Raw genomic sequence first — 17,068 nt, forward strand, 5'->3', positions numbered from 1 at the left:
CGATCAGCGCTTGCGGTTAATAGACGCGCTTCTGAGGCGGGAAGACCGAGACTTCGTTCGTCAGGGTCTGCATTTTCACCGGACGATAGTCGAGCCGCACATCGCCCCGATTATCGCACCAGGCCAAGGTATGCTTCATCCAGTTCACGTCATCGCGGTCGGGGAAATCGTCATGCGCCTGGGCACCGCGGCTTTCATGCCGCGCCTCGGCCCCGACCATGGTCGTCATCGCCGAGCCCATGAGGTTCTGCAGTTCCAGCGCCTCAACCAGATCGGAATTCCAGATCAGGCTGCGGTCGGAGACTGACATGTCGTCCAGGCCGGCCCAGATCTTCTGGATCTTGGCCACGCCCAGGGTGAGACTGTCGGAATTGCGGAAGACCGCCGCATGAGCCTGCATGGCCCGCTGCAGATCGACGCGCAGATCGGCGACGCGCGTGCTGCCCTTGGCATTGCGGGCGGCGTCGAAACGATCGAGCGAGGCCTCGCCCGCCTTCGCGGGCAGCGGCGCCTGAGACGCGCCGGGCTGCACCGTCTCGGCGGCGCGATGGGCGGCGGCACGGCCAAACACCACAAGGTCGAGCAGCGAATTGGTGCCGAGGCGGTTCGCACCATGGACCGAGACGCTGGCGCATTCGCCGACCGCCATCAGGCCGCGGACGACCCGATCAGGGTCTTCCGGCGTCGGCGACAGCACTTCGCCGTGATAATTCGTCGGGATGCCGCCCATGTTATAATGAACGGTAGGCAGAACAGGGATCGGCTCGCGGGTCACATCGACGCCGGCGAAGACCTTCGCGGTCTCGGAAATCCCCGGCAGGCGCTGATGCAGGATATCGCCGCCAAGATGCTCCAGATGGAGCATGATATGGTCCTTATTGGGACCGCAGCCGCGCCCTTCGTTGATTTCGATCGTCATGGAGCGGGAGACGACATCGCGGCTCGCCAGATCCTTGGCGGTCGGCGCATAGCGCTCCATGAAACGCTCGCCCGAGCCATTGGTCAGATAGCCACCCTCGCCGCGCGCGCCTTCGGTGATCAGGCAGCCGGCGCCGAAGATACCGGTCGGGTGGAACTGGACGAATTCCATATCCTGCATCGGCAGGCCGGCGCGGATCACCATGCCGTTGCCGTCGCCGGTACAGGTATGGGCCGAGGTACAACTCTGATAGGCGCGGCCGTAGCCGCCCGTGGCCAGCACGACCGTCTGGGCACGGAACCGGTGGATGGTGCCGTCGTCGAGATTCCAGGCCGTCACGCCGCGGCAGACGCCGTCTTCATCCATGATGAGGTCGAGCGCGAAATACTCGACGAAGAACTCGACCTCGTGCTTCAGGCTCTGCTGATAGAGGGTGTGCAGAATGGCGTGGCCGGTGCGGTCGGCGGCGGCACAGGCGCGCATGGCGGGCCGCTTGCCGTAATCCTGCATATGGCCACCGAAGGGGCGCTGATAGATGCGGCCATCCTCGGTGCGGCTAAAGGGCACGCCGAAATGTTCCAGCTCATGAATGGCCGGGATGGCGTTGCGGCACATATATTCGATGGCGTCCTGGTCACCCAGCCAGTCCGACCCCTTGACGGTGTCGTACATGTGCCAGCGCCAGTCATCCTCACCCATATTGCCAAGCGCCGCGCCGATGCCGCCCTGGGCCGCCACGGTGTGGCTGCGCGTCGGAAAGACCTTGGTGATGCAAGCGGTTTTCAGCCCGGCTGCGCCCATGCCCAGGGTTGCGCGGAGACCAGCGCCGCCCGCCCCGACGACCACGACGTCATAGGTGTGGTCGACCACATTATAGGCGCCGAGGGACGGCTTCGAGATCGCGTTCATCGTGACGCCCTCCTCAGATCGCAAGTTTCAAAATGGAAATCACCGCCGCCAGGCCCAGCAGCCAGACGATGGCGCGGACGACCATGATCCAGATCAGGCGCTGGCCTTCCTCATGCACGTAATCCTCCAGCACCATCTGCAGGCCGAGCTGCGTGTGGTGGAAGGAGGCGACGACCAGCGCGATGAGCAGGACGGCGACCAGTGGGTGAGAGACCCAATGCGCAATATCGGCCTGGGGGTGTCCCGCCATCGAAAGGACGGAAAAAACGAACCACAAGGTCAGCGGGATCAGTGCGACGGAGGTGACGCGCTCACCCCACCAATGATGGACGCCAGATTTTGCGGCGCCAAGACCCTTCACCCGCCCAAGAGGCGACTGCCGCACCGTGACGGTGAGTTTGTCATTCTGTGCCATGGATATGATCCTCAGAGCCAGACGGCCAGGCCGACGACCCAGGAGACAATGGTCATCACCACCGTGGCGGCGACGACGATCGCGGCCGTCTGGTGGGAGGTCTTGATCTCATAACCCCAACCGATGTCCCACAGCAGATGCCGGATGCCATTAAAGAAGTGGTACCAGAGTGAAAGCGTCCACCCGAACATCAGGATCAGGCCGATTGGCGACCCGATGAAGCCCTGGGCGCTGGCGAACGCTTTCGGCCCGCTGGCGGCAGCCACAAGCCACCACACCATCAGAATGAGACCGACCGACAGCGCGATTCCGGTTGCCCGATTGATGATCGAGGACGCGCTGCTGACCTGCGGCTTATAGATCTGAAGATGGGGAGAAAGAGGGCGGCGGACGAGCGACCCGTCGCTACGCTTGCCGATAATTAATGCATCACGCACATCTGGCATAAGCGGTTCCACTTAGCTTGTATGGCGACCCAAACCGCGTGCGCAGCCGCTTGGACGGTCCGCGATGACGGCGCCGGAGGCCGTTAATTATCGGATCTCTGTAATCTTGCTGCCCGACCGGGTCAACGCAGGTGCAGCATCAAGAATGGAAGGGCAGCCACCCCCAATTCGCGGCAAGTGTGCTGCATCCAGAACCGGGAGCGACGACGAACAGGTCATCACCCTCGGCTAGTGCCCCGGCGCAGGGCGGCAGAACCTAGCCGCCGACCTGGGCCAGCCAGTCCTGCAAATTATAATAATTCGTGATCCGCGCCACTTTCCCGTCGCGGAGCGTGAAGAAGGCACCGGCCGGCAGGACGTAGGTCTGGCCGCGGGCCTCCGGCAGTCCTTCATCGGTCGCGATATAGGTGCCGTGGACGATGAATTCGGCAGCGCCCCTGTCCGGCGCCGAGCCGGTGAGGATTACCATATCCGTAAGCGTCTCCTTGTAGCAGCGGGTCATATGATCGACGAAACGGCCGAAGGCTTCGCGGCCCGTCTGACGCTCGCCCTGATTGATGTCATGCACCACATCATCGGTCAGCACGTCCAGGAAGGCCTGCTTATCCCCGGCATTGAAGGCCGCATAATAGGCCTCGATCACCGCCGCCACGTCGCTCATACCGAATTCCTCATCCTCGTCTGCTGTCGCCTTGCCTTGCCGGGAGGCTGGCGGGGCCGTAATGGGAAACCCCTTCAAAAGCCTTGGCGAGCCCATGAACCCGAGTTCCGAGAACACGCGCAAGCCCCTGAGCTTCCAGGGCATCATTCTCAAGCTGCACGACTACTGGTCGGACAAGGGCTGCGTCATCCTGCAGCCCTATGACATGGAAGTCGGCGCCGGCACCTTCCATCCGGCGACGACGCTGCGCGCGCTCGGCGCCCGGCCCTGGAAAACCGCCTATGTGCAGCCCAGCCGCCGCCCGACCGACGGGCGCTATGGCGAGAATCCGAACCGGCTGCAGCATTATTATCAGTATCAGGTACTGATGAAACCCAGTCCGGCTGACGCCCAGGCCCTTCTTCTTGGTAGCTACGAGGCGATCGGCATCGACCTCGCCCGTCATGACATCCGCTTCGTCGAGGATGACTGGGAAAGCCCGACGCTCGGCGCCTGGGGACTGGGCTGGGAAGTCTGGTGCGACGGCATGGAGGTGACGCAGTTCACCTATTTCCAGCAGGTCGGCGGCATCCCCTGCGCGCTCCCCAGCATGGAACTGACCTACGGGCTCGAGCGCCTGGCCATGTATGTCCAGGGCATTGAGAACGTCTATGACCTCGATTTCAACGGCCAGGGCGTCAAATACGGCGATGTTTTTCTCCGCGCCGAGCGCGACTACAGCCGATACAATTTCGAGGTGGCCAATACCGGAATGCTGGAACAGCATTTCAAGGACGCCGAGGCCGAGTGCCAATCGCTGCTGAATGCCAAGCTCGCCCAGCCGGCCTATGATCAGTGCATCAAGGCCAGCCATCTGTTCAATCTGCTCGACGCCCGCGGCGTCATCAGCGTCACTGAGCGCGCCGCCTATATCGGCCGCGTCCGCACCCTCGCCCGTGGCTGCTGCGAAGCCTGGCTTGCCGGAGAGCAGGAGTAACACCCATGGCCGAACTGCTCCTCGAACTCTTCTCCGAAGAAATCCCGGCCCGCATGCAGGCGCAGGCGGCCGACAATCTGGCCCGGCTGATGGGTGAAGCGCTGTCCGCCTTGTCCCCCAGCGCGGTGCGGACCTTCCACGGCCCGCGGCGCATCACCTGGGTGGCCGAGATCGCGGCGGAAGTTCCCGCCTCCAGCATCAGCGAGCGCGGCCCGAAACTCGGTGCGCCGGAGTTCGCGATCGCCGGATTCCTGCGCAAACATGGGGCTACCCAAGAGGATTTGCGGGAAGATGGCGGCTATTTTGTGCTTGAGAAGACCATCCCCGGCCGACCGGCAGCAGAGCTCGTAACCCAAGCTCTGGTAGTGCTGCTGCGGCGGTTCCCCTGGCCGAAATCCATGCGTTGGGGTGGCACAAGCCAATTCACTTGGGTTCGCCCACTGCGCCGGATTCTGTGTCTCCTCGATGGCGCGATTGTTCCGTTTAGCTTGTCGATAATCCACGACGATGGGCACGGTCTCGCCTCTGGCGACCAGACCGAGGGTCATCGGTTCCTGTCTCCCGGCGCCATCACCGTGACCGGCGCGGCCGACTATCTTGCCAAGCTCGAAGCCGCCCATGTGCTGGCCGATGTCGCAGCCCGCCGCAGCCGTGTGGCTGAAGGCATTGCCGCCCGTGCCGCCGAAGCCGGTTATACCGTGGTCCCGGATGAGGGGCTGCTGGATGAGGTCGCGGGTCTGGTCGAATGGCCGGTCGCCCTGCTCGGCCGCATCGACGATGATTTCATGACCCTGCCGCCGGAAGTTCGTCAGGTCTCGATGCGCGTCAATCAGCGCTATTTCGCGCTGACGGACAGTGCTGGCGCCCCTGCCCCGGCTTTCGTCTTTGCCGCCAATATCGTGGCCCCAGACGGTGGCGAGGCGATCATCCACGGCAATGAGCGCGTCCTCCGCGCGCGCCTGTCCGACGCCCGGCATTTCTGGGATCTGGACCGCGCGCATAGCCTCGCCTCCCGCCTGCCCGCGTTGGAAAAAGTGACGTTTCACGCGAAACTCGGCAGCCAGAACGATCGCGTATACCGCATTATGGTCGTGGCTACCTCGATTGCTCCTCTCGTAGGCGCGGGAATTGCGGAAGCACAGAGGGCCGCACAGCTCGCAAAGGCGGATCTGACCACCGGCATGGTCGGTGAATTCCCTGAACTCCAAGGCGTCATGGGTGGCTATTACGCCCTGCATGACGGCGAGAGCCCGGCGGTCGCGGAGGCCATCCGCGAACATTACCAGCCCAAGGGTCCCAGCGACGCCGTGCCCACGGCACCCGTCTCCATCGCCGTGGCGCTGGCGGAAAAGATCGAAATTCTGGTCGGCTTCTTCGGCATCGGTGAGAAGCCAACCGGCTCCGGTGACCCCTATGCCCTGCGCCGTGCGGCGCTTGGCATCATCAGGATCATTCGTGAGAATGCTTTGCGGATTAAACTCCGTCCCGTGCTCAACGAAACGCGGATGCGCTTCGATACTATTTTTGATGGAAATCCGACGGAGGACGTCCTCGCCTTTATCATCGAACGTCTGCGCGTCCAGCTGCGCGCCGAAGGCCGCCGGCATGACGTACTGGCTGCTGCGTTCGCCGCCGCCAATGACGATGATTTGACCCGTCTCCTCAATCGCGCCGATGCTGTGGAAGCGCTGCTCGGCACGCAGGAAGGCGCGGATCTTCTGGCGGCCTACCGTCGCGCCGCCAATATTCTGCGCGCTGAAGAAAAGAAGAGCAGCCTTGCGGAGGACAGCTTCAACCCCGCACTTTTGATCGAACCCGCGGAAATAGCGCTCGCTACCGCGCTGGATATTTCCGAAGACCAAGTCACAAAAGCGCTGAGAGAGGAAAATTTCTCACTCGCAATGACGCAATTGTCCGAACTTCGGCCTGTCATCGATGACTTTTTCGAGACAGTCACCGTGAATGCAGACGAGCCCGCCTTAAGAATTAATCGCCTGACGCTCCTCAAGCGGCTACGATCCTTGACGGACAAAGCCGCCGACTTCTCAAGGCTGGAAACCACGGGAGCCGTTTGAATGAGCGAAGTGACCACGAAGTGGGTCTATAATTTCGGCGCGGAGGCCAATGAGGGCCGCGCCGGCATGCGCAATCTGCTGGGTGGCAAGGGTGCCAATCTGGCTGAAATGGCCAGTATCGGCCTGCCGGTGCCACCGGGATTTACGATCACCACTGAGGTCTGCACCGCTTTCTATGCCAACGGCCGGCAGTATCCGACGGAGCTGCAGGCGCAGGTCGCCGAAGCGCTAGCCCGCGTCGAAACCGCGGTCGGGCTGAAATTCGGCGATCCGGCGGCGCCTCTCTTGGTCTCCGTTCGCTCCGGCGCCCGGGTTTCCATGCCCGGCATGATGGATACCGTGCTTAATCTCGGCCTGAATGACGAGACGGTGCGCGGTCTCGTTGCCGCCTCCGGCGATGCCCGCTTCGCCTGGGACAGCTACCGCCGGTTCATCCAGATGTTCGGCAGCGTCGTCCTCGGCGTCGATCATCACCGCTTCGAGGAGATTATCGAGCAGGCCAAGATCGATGCCGGCGTAATCGAGGATACAGAACTCTCGCCCGAGCATTGGCAGGAGGTCGTCGAGGCCTACCAGTCCCTAGTCCTGACCGAGACCGGCAAGCCCTTCCCGCAGGCTCCGCAGGAACAGCTGTGGAGCGCCATCAGCGCGGTCTTCGGCAGCTGGATGAACCAGCGCGCCATCACCTATCGCCGCCTGCATGACATCCCGGCCGAATGGGGCACGGCGGTAAACGTCCAGGCCATGGTCTTCGGGAATAGGGGGGCGGACTGCGCGACTGGCGTCTGTTTCACCCGCGACCCCTCCACCGGCGAGAACGTCTTCTACGGCGAATTCCTGGTCAATGCGCAGGGCGAGGACGTGGTCGCGGGCATCCGCACGCCGCAGCCGCTGTCCCGCGCGCGGGCTAAGCCCGGCGAAACCAGCATGGAAGAGGCTTTGCCCCAGGCCTATGCGGAACTGCTCCGTGTCCGCGAGACGCTGGAACAGCATTACAAGGACATGCAGGACATCGAGTTCACCGTGCAGAGCAACAAGCTCTACATGCTGCAAACCCGCAACGGAAAGCGTACGGCGACCGCCGCTCTGCGCATCGCGGTGGAGATGGCCGAAGAAGGTCTCATCGCCCGGGATGAGGCGCTGATGCGAATCAACCCGGCCTCACTGGACCAGCTGCTGCATCCGATGCTGGACCCTAACGCCCCGCGCACCTTGCTCTCCCGTGGCCTGCCGGCTTCGCCAGGTGCCGCCTCCGGCGTCGTCGTCTTCTCCGCCGATGAGGCCGAGATGCGGGCGCAGAAGGGTGAGGCCGTCATTCTCGTCCGGGTGGAAACCAGCCCCGAGGATATTCACGGCATGCATGCCGCCCGCGGCATCCTGACGACGCGCGGCGGCATGACAAGCCATGCGGCGGTGGTTGCCCGCGGCATGGGCCGGCCCTGCGTCTCGGGCGCCGGCGGCATTGCCGTCGATTATGGCTCGCAGACCCTCTCCGCCGGTGGTCGCATCGTGCATGCCGGGTCGCCGATTACCATCGACGGTGCCACCGGCGAGGTTTTCGTGGGCTATGTCGCCATGATTGAGCCCAAGGTCTCCGGCCATTTCGGGACCATGATGGGCTGGGCGGATGCGGTGCGGACACTGAACGTCCGGGCCAATGCCGAAACCCCGCTCGACGCTGAAACCGCGCGCAAATTCGGTGCCGAAGGCATCGGCCTCTGCCGCACCGAGCATATGTTCTTCGACCCCGAGCGCATCGGCGCCGTGCGCCAGATGATCATGGCGTCGGATGAGGAAGGCCGCCGCCAGGCGGTGGAAAAACTGCTGCCTTTCCAGCGCGATGACTTCGTCTCGCTGTTCCGCATCATGGCCGGCCTGCCGGTGACGATCCGCCTGCTGGACCCGCCGCTGCATGAATTCCTGCCGCATGGCGACCATGAACTGGCCGAGGTTGCCGCCGCCCTCGGCGTCGATTTCGCCACCATCCAGCGCCGGGCCGGCGAACTCTCGGAAGCCAATCCTATGCTGGGTCACCGCGGCGTGCGCCTCGGCATCTCTTACCCAGAAATCTATGAAATGCAGGCGCAAGCGATCTTCGAGGCAGCGATCGCCGTCGCAGAAGAAACCGGCGCGGCACCGGTTCCCGAAATTATGATCCCGCTTGTGGGCGCACCGCGCGAGCTTGAGATCACACGTGCCCTGATCGACAACGTCGCCGCGCGGGTCTTCGCGTCCCGTGGCCGCGTGATCGAGTATCAGGTCGGCACCATGATCGAACTGCCCCGGGCGGCGCTGCTCGCGGACAAGATCGCCCATAGCGCGGATTTCTTCAGCTTCGGCACCAATGACCTGACGCAGACGGTCTATGGCCTGTCGCGCGACGATGCCGGCAAGTTCCTGCCGAAATACGTCGAAAGCGGCATCTACGAAAAAGACCCCTTCGTGTCACTTGACCGTGAAGGCGTCGGCCTTCTGGTTCAGATCGCGGCGGAAAAAGGGCGGCAGACGAAGCCGGGCCTCAAGCTCGGGATCTGTGGCGAGCATGGTGGCGATCCGTCCTCCATCGCCTTCTGTCAGGAAGTTGGGCTCAACTACGTCTCCTGTAGCCCTTATCGTGTGCCTGTGGCGCGTCTCGCAGCCGCTCAGGCCGCAATCGGGAACCGGGTAGACCGCACGAGCTGACCGTCTGCACTTGCCTGAATGATGGCGAAGACAGCCATTATCTGACCATTTCTTGGGTGCTTGCTCATGTGATGGATGGTGTGGGTAGCCAAACGGGGTTACCCACACGATCTTCGGGTCCACGGGCAAGGAGACAGGCTATGAGCGAGGCGCAGCTGTTTGGTTCGTCACTGACTCCGCAGAGTGATGGCCCGTTGATTTCCGTCGTGGTGCCCGTGCGCAACGAGGCTCCCAACATATTGCCGCTGATCGGTGAAATTCGCGCGGCACTTGTGGGTATTTCCTATGAAATCGTCTATGTCGACGACGGCAGCACAGATGAGACGCCGCAGCGCCTGCGTCAGGCCCTGGCCGAGGGCGCGCCCTTGCGCATTATCCGCCACAAGGAAAGCTGCGGCCAGAGCGCCGGCGTCATCACCGGCGTCAAGCATGCCCGCGGCACCTGGATCGCGACCTTGGACGGGGACGGCCAGAACGATCCCGCCAGCATCCCTGAAATGCTGGCCCGCGCCCAGACCGAAGAGCGCGCAGGCGGCGGCCCGATCCTGATCGCCGGCTGGCGCCAGAAGCGCCGCGATACCTCGGCCAAGCGCTACGGCTCCCGCATCGCCAACAAGGTGCGCGCCTCGGTGCTGCGCGACGCGACGCCGGATACCGGCTGCGGGCTGAAAGTGTTCCGCCGCGACGCCTTCATCGACATTCCCCATTTCGACCATATGCATCGCTTCCTGCCGGCGCTGTTCATCCGCCAGGGCGGCCGCGTGATCTCGGTCGCCGTCAATCACCGCCACCGGATGGAAGGCGTCTCCAACTACAATAACTGGCAGCGGCTGAAGGTCGGCATCGTCGATCTGATCGGCATGTATTGGCTGCAGCGCCGCTGGCGCGGCCCGCAAATTGATGGTCAGATCATCGAGCCGCCGATTGCCGCCATCGCGCGGCGTCCGACCGAAACCGTTGGCCAGACGAGCTTGGGCGGTACCGTTGACCAGTCCGGGGAGCTGAATACGTGAGCGCAGTATCGTCCCAATCCGGCCTGCCCGGGCGCGCGCCCGAACCCTGGCGCCTGTTCGTCAAGCCCCTCGGCCTGGCACTCGGCCTGGTCCTCGCCGGCGTGGTTCTCAAAACCTTGGCCGGCGGTGTCAAAGGCGGCCTCTTTGCCCATTACGTCATGGGGCATGGGATTGAGGGCGAAGCTCTGTTCGTCGTGGGCGGCGCGCTGCTGACCGCGGCCGGCCTGCCGCGCCAGGCCGTCGCCTTCGCCGGCGGCTATGCCTTCGGCCTTAAGATCGGTCTGCTACTGGCCCTGATTGCGCAGATCCTGGGCTGCGTCACCGACTTCTTCTGGGCCCGCGCCGTCGCACGGGACTGGGTACAGGCGCGGCTCGGCGGCCGGCTTGCCAAGCTCGATGCACGGTTGAGCGGTCATCCGTTCACTGCCTCGCTTACGCTGCGCCTTCTGCCCATCGGCAATAATACTGCCCTCAGCCTGCTCGCCGGCCTTTCCTCGGTCAGTGCACCGGCTTTCCTCGCGGCCTCTGCGATCGGCTATATTCCCCAGACGCTGGTTTTTGCTTTGCTCGGCAGCGGCGTGCAGGTCTCGCACACAACCCAGATCGTGCTTGCGGTCGTGCTCTTCGTGCTGTCCGCCGGCCTCGGGCTTCTGCTCATGCGCCGCTGGAAACCGATGCAGGCTGCCTGAACGCGGCCTCTACACCCGCCCGGCGGAAGGCTTCCGCCGGGCTGATACCCTCGGCCCGTAAAGTGCGCAGCGACAAAGCCCCGTCGCGCTTCGACAGTTTGGCGCCAGACGGGTCCCTTAGCAGCGCGTGATGCGCATAGACAGGCGCAGGCCAGCCCATTAGCGCCTGGATCAGCCGGTGAATGTCGGTGGCAGAGCGTAACTCCTCGCCCCGCGTCACCAGCGTCACCCCCTGCCTTGCATCGTCATGGCAGACGCAAAGATGATAACTGCCCGGGCAATCCTTCCGCGCCAGCACGACATCACCGAAAATCTCGGGGCGGCAGATGACACGGCCCTGCCCTTCCTCCGCATAATCCAATTGGCCGGCACGGCGATGCGCCAGACCTGTGCGCAGGCGCCAGGCAGGCGCCTCTCCGGCCGCGATGCGGTCTGCCGCTTCGGCCTCGGACAGGCCCGCGCAGGTGCCTGGATAGACCGGGCCGTCCGGCCCATGCGGCGCCTGGGCTGAGGCGGCCACCTCGCGCGCGATATCGGCCCGGCTGCAGAAGCAGGGATAGAGCAGCCCTTGCGCCCGCAGCCCATCCAGCACGACCTGGTATTCCGGCAAGTGATCCTGCTGGCGGCGCAAGGGACCGTCCCAGTCCAGCCTAAGCCAGGCCATGTCATCCAGAATCGCCGCCTCATAGTCAGGACGGCAGCGGGACGCGTCGATATTCTCGATCCTGAGCAGAAACGTGCCGCCAGCCGCGCGCGCCCGGCTCCAGGCGACCATGGCCGCATAGGCGTGGCCCAGGTGCAAATAGCCGGTAGGGCTCGGCGCGAAGCGCGTCACTGTCTTGTGCATGGGCAGGCAGACTCGGATCACAACCTGATTGCTGTAGCATTGTGGCTTGAGACAGGCACGAGGGGAGACGACATGGCGCCGCTGACAGGACCCAGCTTCGGACCAGCCGCCGGCGGCGCGCCCCGGCAGCTTGTCGTCATCTGCCATGGATTGGGCGCCAGCGGCGCCGATCTCATCCCCTTCGCGCCAGCACTCGCGGCGGCTCTGCCGCATGCGCTGTTCGTCGCCCCCAATGCGCCAGAACCCTGCGACCTCGTGCCGGCCCAGCAGGGGGCGCAGGCGCGGCAATGGTTCAGCCTGCGTGACTGGCGGCCGGTGGCGATGGCGGCAGGGGCCCGCAAAGCGCAGCCTGTGCTGGACCATTTCATCGATGCGACTCTCGCCGCCCATGACATCCCGGATACCAATTACGCGATCGTTGGTTTCAGCCAAGGCGCGATGATGGCGCTGTTCACCGGCCTTCGCCGGCAGACGCCGCCGCGCGCCATTCTCGCCTATGCCGGCATTCTGCTCGACCCTGATATCCTGGAGCAGGAATTGGCGAACAGAGCGCCGGTTCTGCTGGTGCATGGGGAGCGCGACGAGGTCGTCTCTGTCGAATTCTCCCGCATGGCAGCCGCGGTATTGCGGCGGAGCCGCGTGCCCGTCGAACTTTTGACTGAACCGGGACTGGGCCACGCGATCGACGGGATCGGAATCGAGGCTGGCATCGGCATGCTGGCCCAGGCCTTTGCAGGCAGCTGACAGGCAGCGAACGGCCCGGCGACTTCGGAGAAGACCTGCATCGGAGATGAATCCCCTATGACAGAATGGTGGAGACGCTTGCCGAGCCCGGCAGCCTTTGCAATAGTCCTCATAGGAATTCAGCGGCGTACCATATTTGGTTCGATCCTTGGCTTTTCCCGACCAGATGTGGTCGCTCTTGAAGGAGCGGCGATCGGCTTATGGCTATCTGCCTAAAAAAGCTCTGGTTGCGGGACAGGCTTTCTGTCCCTGACCGAAAGGCCTGTTCTGTGAGGGTGATCCGGTGAGTCATGTACCCGCCGGACTGCAGACCTTGGTGCTGAATGCGGATATGCAGCCGCTCAGCTGGGGTCCCCTGTCAGTCTGGCCATGGCAGGATGCCTTAGTGGCCGTCCTGCAGGATCGGGTCAGCCCGGTCATCAACTATGAGGCCGAGGTTCGCTCGGCCAATCAAAGCTTTCCCATCCCGTCCGTCGTGGCCCTCAAGCGCTACCATAAACGCAAGCATGTGGCCTTCACGCGCTACCATGTCTTTCTGCGCGACGGATTTCGCTGCCAGTATTGCGGCGAGAGCCTGACGGCGAAGGAATTGACCTTCGACCATGTTGTTCCCCGCTGCCGGGGCGGCACGACGGTCTGGCACAATGTCGTGACCTGCTGCCAGCGCGATAATCTGTTCAAGGGTAGCAAGTCCCTGGCGGAAAGCGGTCTGCGGCTCCTACGGGCGCCCTATGAGCCTTCCCCCCATCAGATCGACGACTTCGCGAAACGCCATGCGACGCGGGACTATCTGCACAAGACCTGGCTCGACTTCCTGTATTGGGATGCCGACCTGGAGGCCTGAGCTTCCGGCGCAGGCTGGCGCCGCGAGTCACCCGATGGATTGCAGAAGGACCGTGACGTCCTGCAGCCGCAGGATGAAATCCGTGGGCTTGAGGGCAAGCGCGCCGTCAAACGGATAGTTGAGCAGCCCGACCAGGGCCATGGTGGTGCTGACGCAGACCGCGAAAGTCAGACCCAGGGCGGTCAGCCAGACCGGACTTTCCACGCCTGAAAATGCGACGAAGCCCATCAGGATCAGGCCAAAACCGATCAAGGCCAGCCACAATACCTGCGGCAGGCCGTTCTGGGCCTCAAACATGCGCACTTCGCGCTCGGCATGGGCGGTTGCGTAGAGTTCCAGCAGCTGACTTTTGACGGGCGAGACGCTCGCATCCGCCACCGGAAGCCGGGCGACGGTCTGCATCAGTTCTGTCTGCAGGGTCACGGCCGTACGGCTGCCGCGATGATGCCGCAGCATCTCCGGCCAGTCCTTCGCGACGACAGCCGAAAGATAGGCAGCTTCCAAGGATAGCAGCGCACGGGCCTGGGCTTGCGGCAGAGTACTTTCCAGCATGGCAGCGCCATGCAGCGCACCGCATTCAAGATCGATGGCGCGCTGCGCTTCCTGGTATTCGGTGAAGGCTTCGCTGAAGATGAAGGCGAGCAACACGGCGAACAACACACCAAGCTGCAGGAAGACCATGCTGCCGACATCCTGGTGCCGGCGGCGCAGATCAATATGCACATGCGCATGAACATAGCGCGTGAACAGGACGGATGCAGCCGCGCTCAGCAGTATGGCGAGAATGAATACCGTATAGGTCACACGCAGCCCCTATCTTGGAACAGCAACAGAAGGCGGAGCTAAGTGTCAGATCCTGTCGACTTTGACAGGAGACCCAAGTTTAGCGTGATCGCTCAACCCGTCCAGCCATCGCTCAGACTGATCCATTGCGTCTCATCGGAGCCTTGCACAAGCAGCAGAACTTCACTCTGCTTTTCACTGCGCAGGCCCGCAATCCCGGTCAGAAAATCATGCACATGCGCAACGGGCGTGCCGCCGAGCTGCAGAATGACGTCACCGGCGGCCAGCCCTTCCCGCGCCGCGACGCTATTCGGTGTCACTTGCGTGATCACCACGCCATGCGTGCCGGAGGCGATATTATATTTGGTCGCGAGCAACGGCGTCAGATCAGACAGCGTCAGGCCGAGACCGCTGACAGGCGCCAGGGGGGCCGGCGCGGGCGGCGGTGCCTTGGGCGTCGCCGCAGACGCTGGCAACGCCGGCTCATCCGTCACCGTCAGATCGGCGACCGCTTCATGCCCGTCGCGCCAATAATCGACTTCCGCGGTCTGCCCTACGGCGCTTTCCTGAACCAGGCGCGGCAGCACCTTCATGTCCGCTACCGGATGGCCGTCATAGCTCAGGATGACGTCACCAGGCTTGAGATGGGCGGCAGCGGCCGGACTGGCGGCGGCGACCGTCGCGATCACGGCACCCTCTGAAGCCGGCATCTTCAGCATCGCCGCGATATCGGGCGTCAGCGCTTGCACTTGCGCGCCGATCCAGCCGCGCCGCGGCTTGCCATAAAGGCGCAGCTGATCGACCACGGCTGAAACCTCGTCCGAGGGAATGGCGAAGCCGATCCCCACGGAACCGCCTGAGGGCGAATAGATCGCCGTATTGATGCCGATGACCGTGCCGTGCAGGTCAAACAGCGGGCCGCCCGAATTGCCACGATTGATGGCGGCATCCGTCTGGATATAGTCGCTTGAGCCGTCTTCCTGCAGATCGCGACCGCGCGCGCTGATGATGCCGGCGGTCACGGTGCCGCCCAGGCCGTAGGGATTGCCGATCGCAATCACCCAATCTCCGATGCGGGCCAGGCGCGAGGGGCCGAAATGCACCGCTTTCAACGGGTGATCGGGATGGACGCGCAGCAAGGCAATATCGTTCTGGGTATCGCGTCCGACCAGCGTCGCAGGCAAAGCCGTGCCATCCGCCAGAATGACGCTCATGCTTTGCGCCCCCTCGATGACGTGATTATTGGTCACGATCAGGCCGGACGGGTCCACGATGAAGCCGGACCCCAGGCTCTGCATCTCGCTGCCACCAGCGGCCGCGTCAGGGCTGCCCGGTACCTGGGTGCTACGGAGGAACTGTTCAAAGGTCTTGTCGATCGCCGGTGCACCCGGTGCCGTCGCCGGCGGCGCACTCGCTGATCCGCTATCGCCGCCGTGACCGTCATTAGAGGCGTCGCCGCCGCTGACGGCCCCGCCATCCGGGGAGGCGGACGGTCCGCCACCGTCAGAGCCTGTGGTGCCACCATCGGAACTGCTCGCCTGAGTGCTGGCGACATTGACGACCGAGGGCAGCAGCTGTGCCGCAAGATCAGCAAATCCGCCCGGCATGTCATGCGCCGAGGCAAGCGAAGCGTCCATAAACAGGGCAACGGAAGCGAGCAGAAGGGCGCGCATAGATCTCTAAGCTCATCCGGTGGACAGAGATGACATGAAAGGGGATTGTGCGCGTGCGCGCCGGTGATCACAAGCGTGGCGAGATGAGGCGGAAGAACCGTGATCCCGTCAAGCGGCCCGCCACCCGGACAATAGATGCTGGAACAGACGCATGGCCGACACCGATGACACGCTCGCCGCCGCGGCGCGGCACCTGATCGCGACATTTCGGGCGGAAGACAGCACGGGCGAGCTTCTGGGCGGCACGCAGCTGGAAGGCGTCACGGCGCGGGACGGTTTGGTCCAGGTGACGCTCAGTGTCGATCGGGCGCGGGCCAGCAGTCTGGAACAGGCGCGCCGCGCCGCCGAAGCCGCGATCGCCCGTCTGCCTGGCGTCCGCAATGCGACCGTGGTTCTAACCGCCCATCGCCCGTCTGGCGCCCCCACGGCCGCGGCCGCTCATGACGGGCATGGGCACGGCCATGGCGGCGCGGCGCGGCCGCCGGCACCCAAACCGCAGCCGATTCCGGGCATCGCGCGCATCATTGCCGTTGGGTCCGGCAAGGGTGGGGTCGGCAAATCGACCGTCTCGGTCAATCTGGCCGTCTCACTCGCCCGCGCCGGATTGCGGGTCGGACTGATGGATGCCGATATCTACGGCCCCAGCCTGCCGCGCATGCTGGGTGCCAATCGCCGACCGGAAGTGCGCGGTGATCGGCTGATCCCGGTCGAGGCCTGGGGCTTGCGCGCCATGTCGATGGGTTTCCTGGTCGAGGAAGACAGCGCCATGATCTGGCGCGGCCCGATGATCATGGGTGCGGTTCAGCAATTCCTGGGGCAGGTCGACTGGGGTGAGCTTGATGTGCTGGTCGTCGATCTGCCGCCCGGCACCGGCGATATCCAGCTGACCTTGTCACAAAAAGCCAAAGTAACCGGGGCGGTGGTTGTTTCCACGCCTCAGGATATTGCGTTGATCGATGCACGGCGTGCCGTGAAAATGTTTGAGAAGGTCGAAATCCCGATCCTCGGACTTGTCGAAAACATGAGTTATTTCTGCTGCCCGAATTGTGGTCATCAGACCAATATCTTTGGACATGGGGGCGCCCGTGCCGAAGCCGCGACGCTGGGCCAGACCTTTCTGGGCGAAATTCCACTGCTGGCCGAAGTCCGTGCCATGTCGGATGCCGGAACGCCGGTTGTCGCCCAGGCACCCGACAGCGACGCGGGCCGTGCTTTCGCCGCAATCGCCGACAAGCTGCGCGCCCAATGGGCTGCCGAGAGCCAGCCGGCATAAAAAAAGTCCATTAAGATTTGATTGCTGCTTTTACTTGCGCCTGAGAGGCGCCTGCGCAGCAGTTTGAAAATATCCCGGCCACAGCGACATATTTTTAAAATATTTCAACGGATCATTCT

At 63.7% G+C, this 17,068-nt stretch carries 15 protein-coding genes; 8 read left to right on the forward strand and 7 right to left on the reverse strand.

Annotation, left to right across the window (positions count from 1 at the left end; genetic code table 11):
- Nucleotides 1-16 precede the first annotated feature (16 nt).
- From sdhA to AC3G7M_RS01885, 4 genes are all read right to left on the reverse strand, one after another.
- On the reverse strand, nt 17-1,828 hold the full coding sequence (gene sdhA, locus AC3G7M_RS01870) for a succinate dehydrogenase flavoprotein subunit (RefSeq protein ID WP_489214047.1): 1,812 nt from the start codon (nt 1,826-1,828) through the stop codon (nt 17-19).
- 13 nt (nt 1,829-1,841) lie between these two features.
- A complete protein-coding gene (gene sdhD, locus AC3G7M_RS01875; RefSeq protein WP_489214048.1) occupies nt 1,842-2,243 on the reverse strand; it encodes a succinate dehydrogenase, hydrophobic membrane anchor protein in 402 nt (133 codons plus the stop codon).
- Between the two features lie 11 nt (nt 2,244-2,254).
- On the reverse strand, nt 2,255-2,689 hold the full coding sequence (gene sdhC, locus AC3G7M_RS01880; protein ID WP_489214049.1) for a succinate dehydrogenase, cytochrome b556 subunit: 435 nt from the start codon (nt 2,687-2,689) through the stop codon (nt 2,255-2,257).
- A gap of 256 nt (nt 2,690-2,945) precedes the next feature.
- Entirely contained in the window at nt 2,946-3,350 is a 405-nt protein-coding gene (locus AC3G7M_RS01885) for a ketosteroid isomerase-related protein (protein WP_489214050.1), read from the reverse strand.
- 94 nt (nt 3,351-3,444) lie between these two features.
- Here AC3G7M_RS01885 and AC3G7M_RS01890 point away from each other — a divergent pair, with 94 nt between their 5' ends.
- The 5 genes from AC3G7M_RS01890 (at nt 3,445) to AC3G7M_RS01910 (ending at nt 10,785) form a co-directional block, all read left to right on the forward strand.
- Nucleotides 3,445-4,326 (forward strand): glycine--tRNA ligase subunit alpha, encoded by an 882-nt coding sequence (locus AC3G7M_RS01890; RefSeq protein WP_489214051.1) that lies wholly within the window; start codon nt 3,445-3,447, stop codon nt 4,324-4,326.
- A 5-nt stretch (nt 4,327-4,331) separates the two neighbouring features.
- Nucleotides 4,332-6,401 (forward strand): glycine--tRNA ligase subunit beta, encoded by a 2,070-nt coding sequence (gene glyS / locus AC3G7M_RS01895; protein ID WP_489214052.1) that lies wholly within the window; start codon nt 4,332-4,334, stop codon nt 6,399-6,401.
- Nucleotides 6,402-9,083 (forward strand): pyruvate, phosphate dikinase, encoded by a 2,682-nt coding sequence (gene ppdK, locus AC3G7M_RS01900; RefSeq protein ID WP_489214053.1) that lies wholly within the window; start codon nt 6,402-6,404, stop codon nt 9,081-9,083.
- A gap of 140 nt (nt 9,084-9,223) precedes the next feature.
- Nucleotides 9,224-10,096, forward strand: a complete 873-nt coding sequence (locus tag AC3G7M_RS01905) for a glycosyltransferase family 2 protein (protein WP_489214054.1) — start codon at nt 9,224-9,226, stop codon at nt 10,094-10,096.
- A complete protein-coding gene (locus AC3G7M_RS01910) occupies nt 10,093-10,785 on the forward strand; it encodes a TVP38/TMEM64 family protein (RefSeq protein ID WP_489214055.1) in 693 nt (230 codons plus the stop codon). The genes AC3G7M_RS01905 and AC3G7M_RS01910 overlap by 4 nt, the downstream gene beginning before the upstream one ends.
- Here AC3G7M_RS01910 and gluQRS read toward each other — a convergent pair.
- Entirely contained in the window at nt 10,751-11,632 is an 882-nt protein-coding gene (gluQRS, locus tag AC3G7M_RS01915; RefSeq protein ID WP_489215919.1) for a tRNA glutamyl-Q(34) synthetase GluQRS, read from the reverse strand. The genes AC3G7M_RS01910 and gluQRS overlap by 35 nt on opposite strands.
- 72 nt (nt 11,633-11,704) lie before the next feature.
- Here gluQRS and AC3G7M_RS01920 point away from each other — a divergent pair, with 72 nt between their 5' ends.
- Nucleotides 11,705-12,376 carry an alpha/beta hydrolase gene (locus AC3G7M_RS01920; RefSeq protein WP_489214056.1) on the forward strand — a complete coding sequence of 224 codons (672 nt, stop codon included), beginning with the start codon at nt 11,705-11,707 and terminating at the stop codon, nt 12,374-12,376.
- Nucleotides 12,377-12,707: 331 nt separating this feature from the next.
- Nucleotides 12,708-13,220 carry an HNH endonuclease gene (locus AC3G7M_RS01925; RefSeq protein WP_489215921.1) on the forward strand — a complete coding sequence of 171 codons (513 nt, stop codon included), beginning with the start codon at nt 12,708-12,710 and terminating at the stop codon, nt 13,218-13,220.
- Between the two features lie 27 nt (nt 13,221-13,247).
- On the opposite strand, the gene AC3G7M_RS01930 is transcribed toward AC3G7M_RS01925, so the two are convergent.
- Nucleotides 13,248-14,024 carry a bestrophin-like domain gene (locus AC3G7M_RS01930; RefSeq protein WP_489214057.1) on the reverse strand — a complete coding sequence of 259 codons (777 nt, stop codon included), beginning with the start codon at nt 14,022-14,024 and terminating at the stop codon, nt 13,248-13,250.
- Between the two features lie 92 nt (nt 14,025-14,116).
- Entirely contained in the window at nt 14,117-15,676 is a 1,560-nt protein-coding gene (locus AC3G7M_RS01935) for a Do family serine endopeptidase (protein WP_489214058.1), read from the reverse strand.
- A gap of 151 nt (nt 15,677-15,827) precedes the next feature.
- On the opposite strand from AC3G7M_RS01935, the gene AC3G7M_RS01940 reads away from it, so the two are divergent.
- Nucleotides 15,828-16,949 (forward strand): Mrp/NBP35 family ATP-binding protein, encoded by a 1,122-nt coding sequence (locus AC3G7M_RS01940; protein WP_489214059.1) that lies wholly within the window; start codon nt 15,828-15,830, stop codon nt 16,947-16,949.
- Nucleotides 16,950-17,068: the final 119 nt, after the last annotated feature.

It is taken from the genome of Acidisoma sibiricum, from assembly GCF_057837225.1.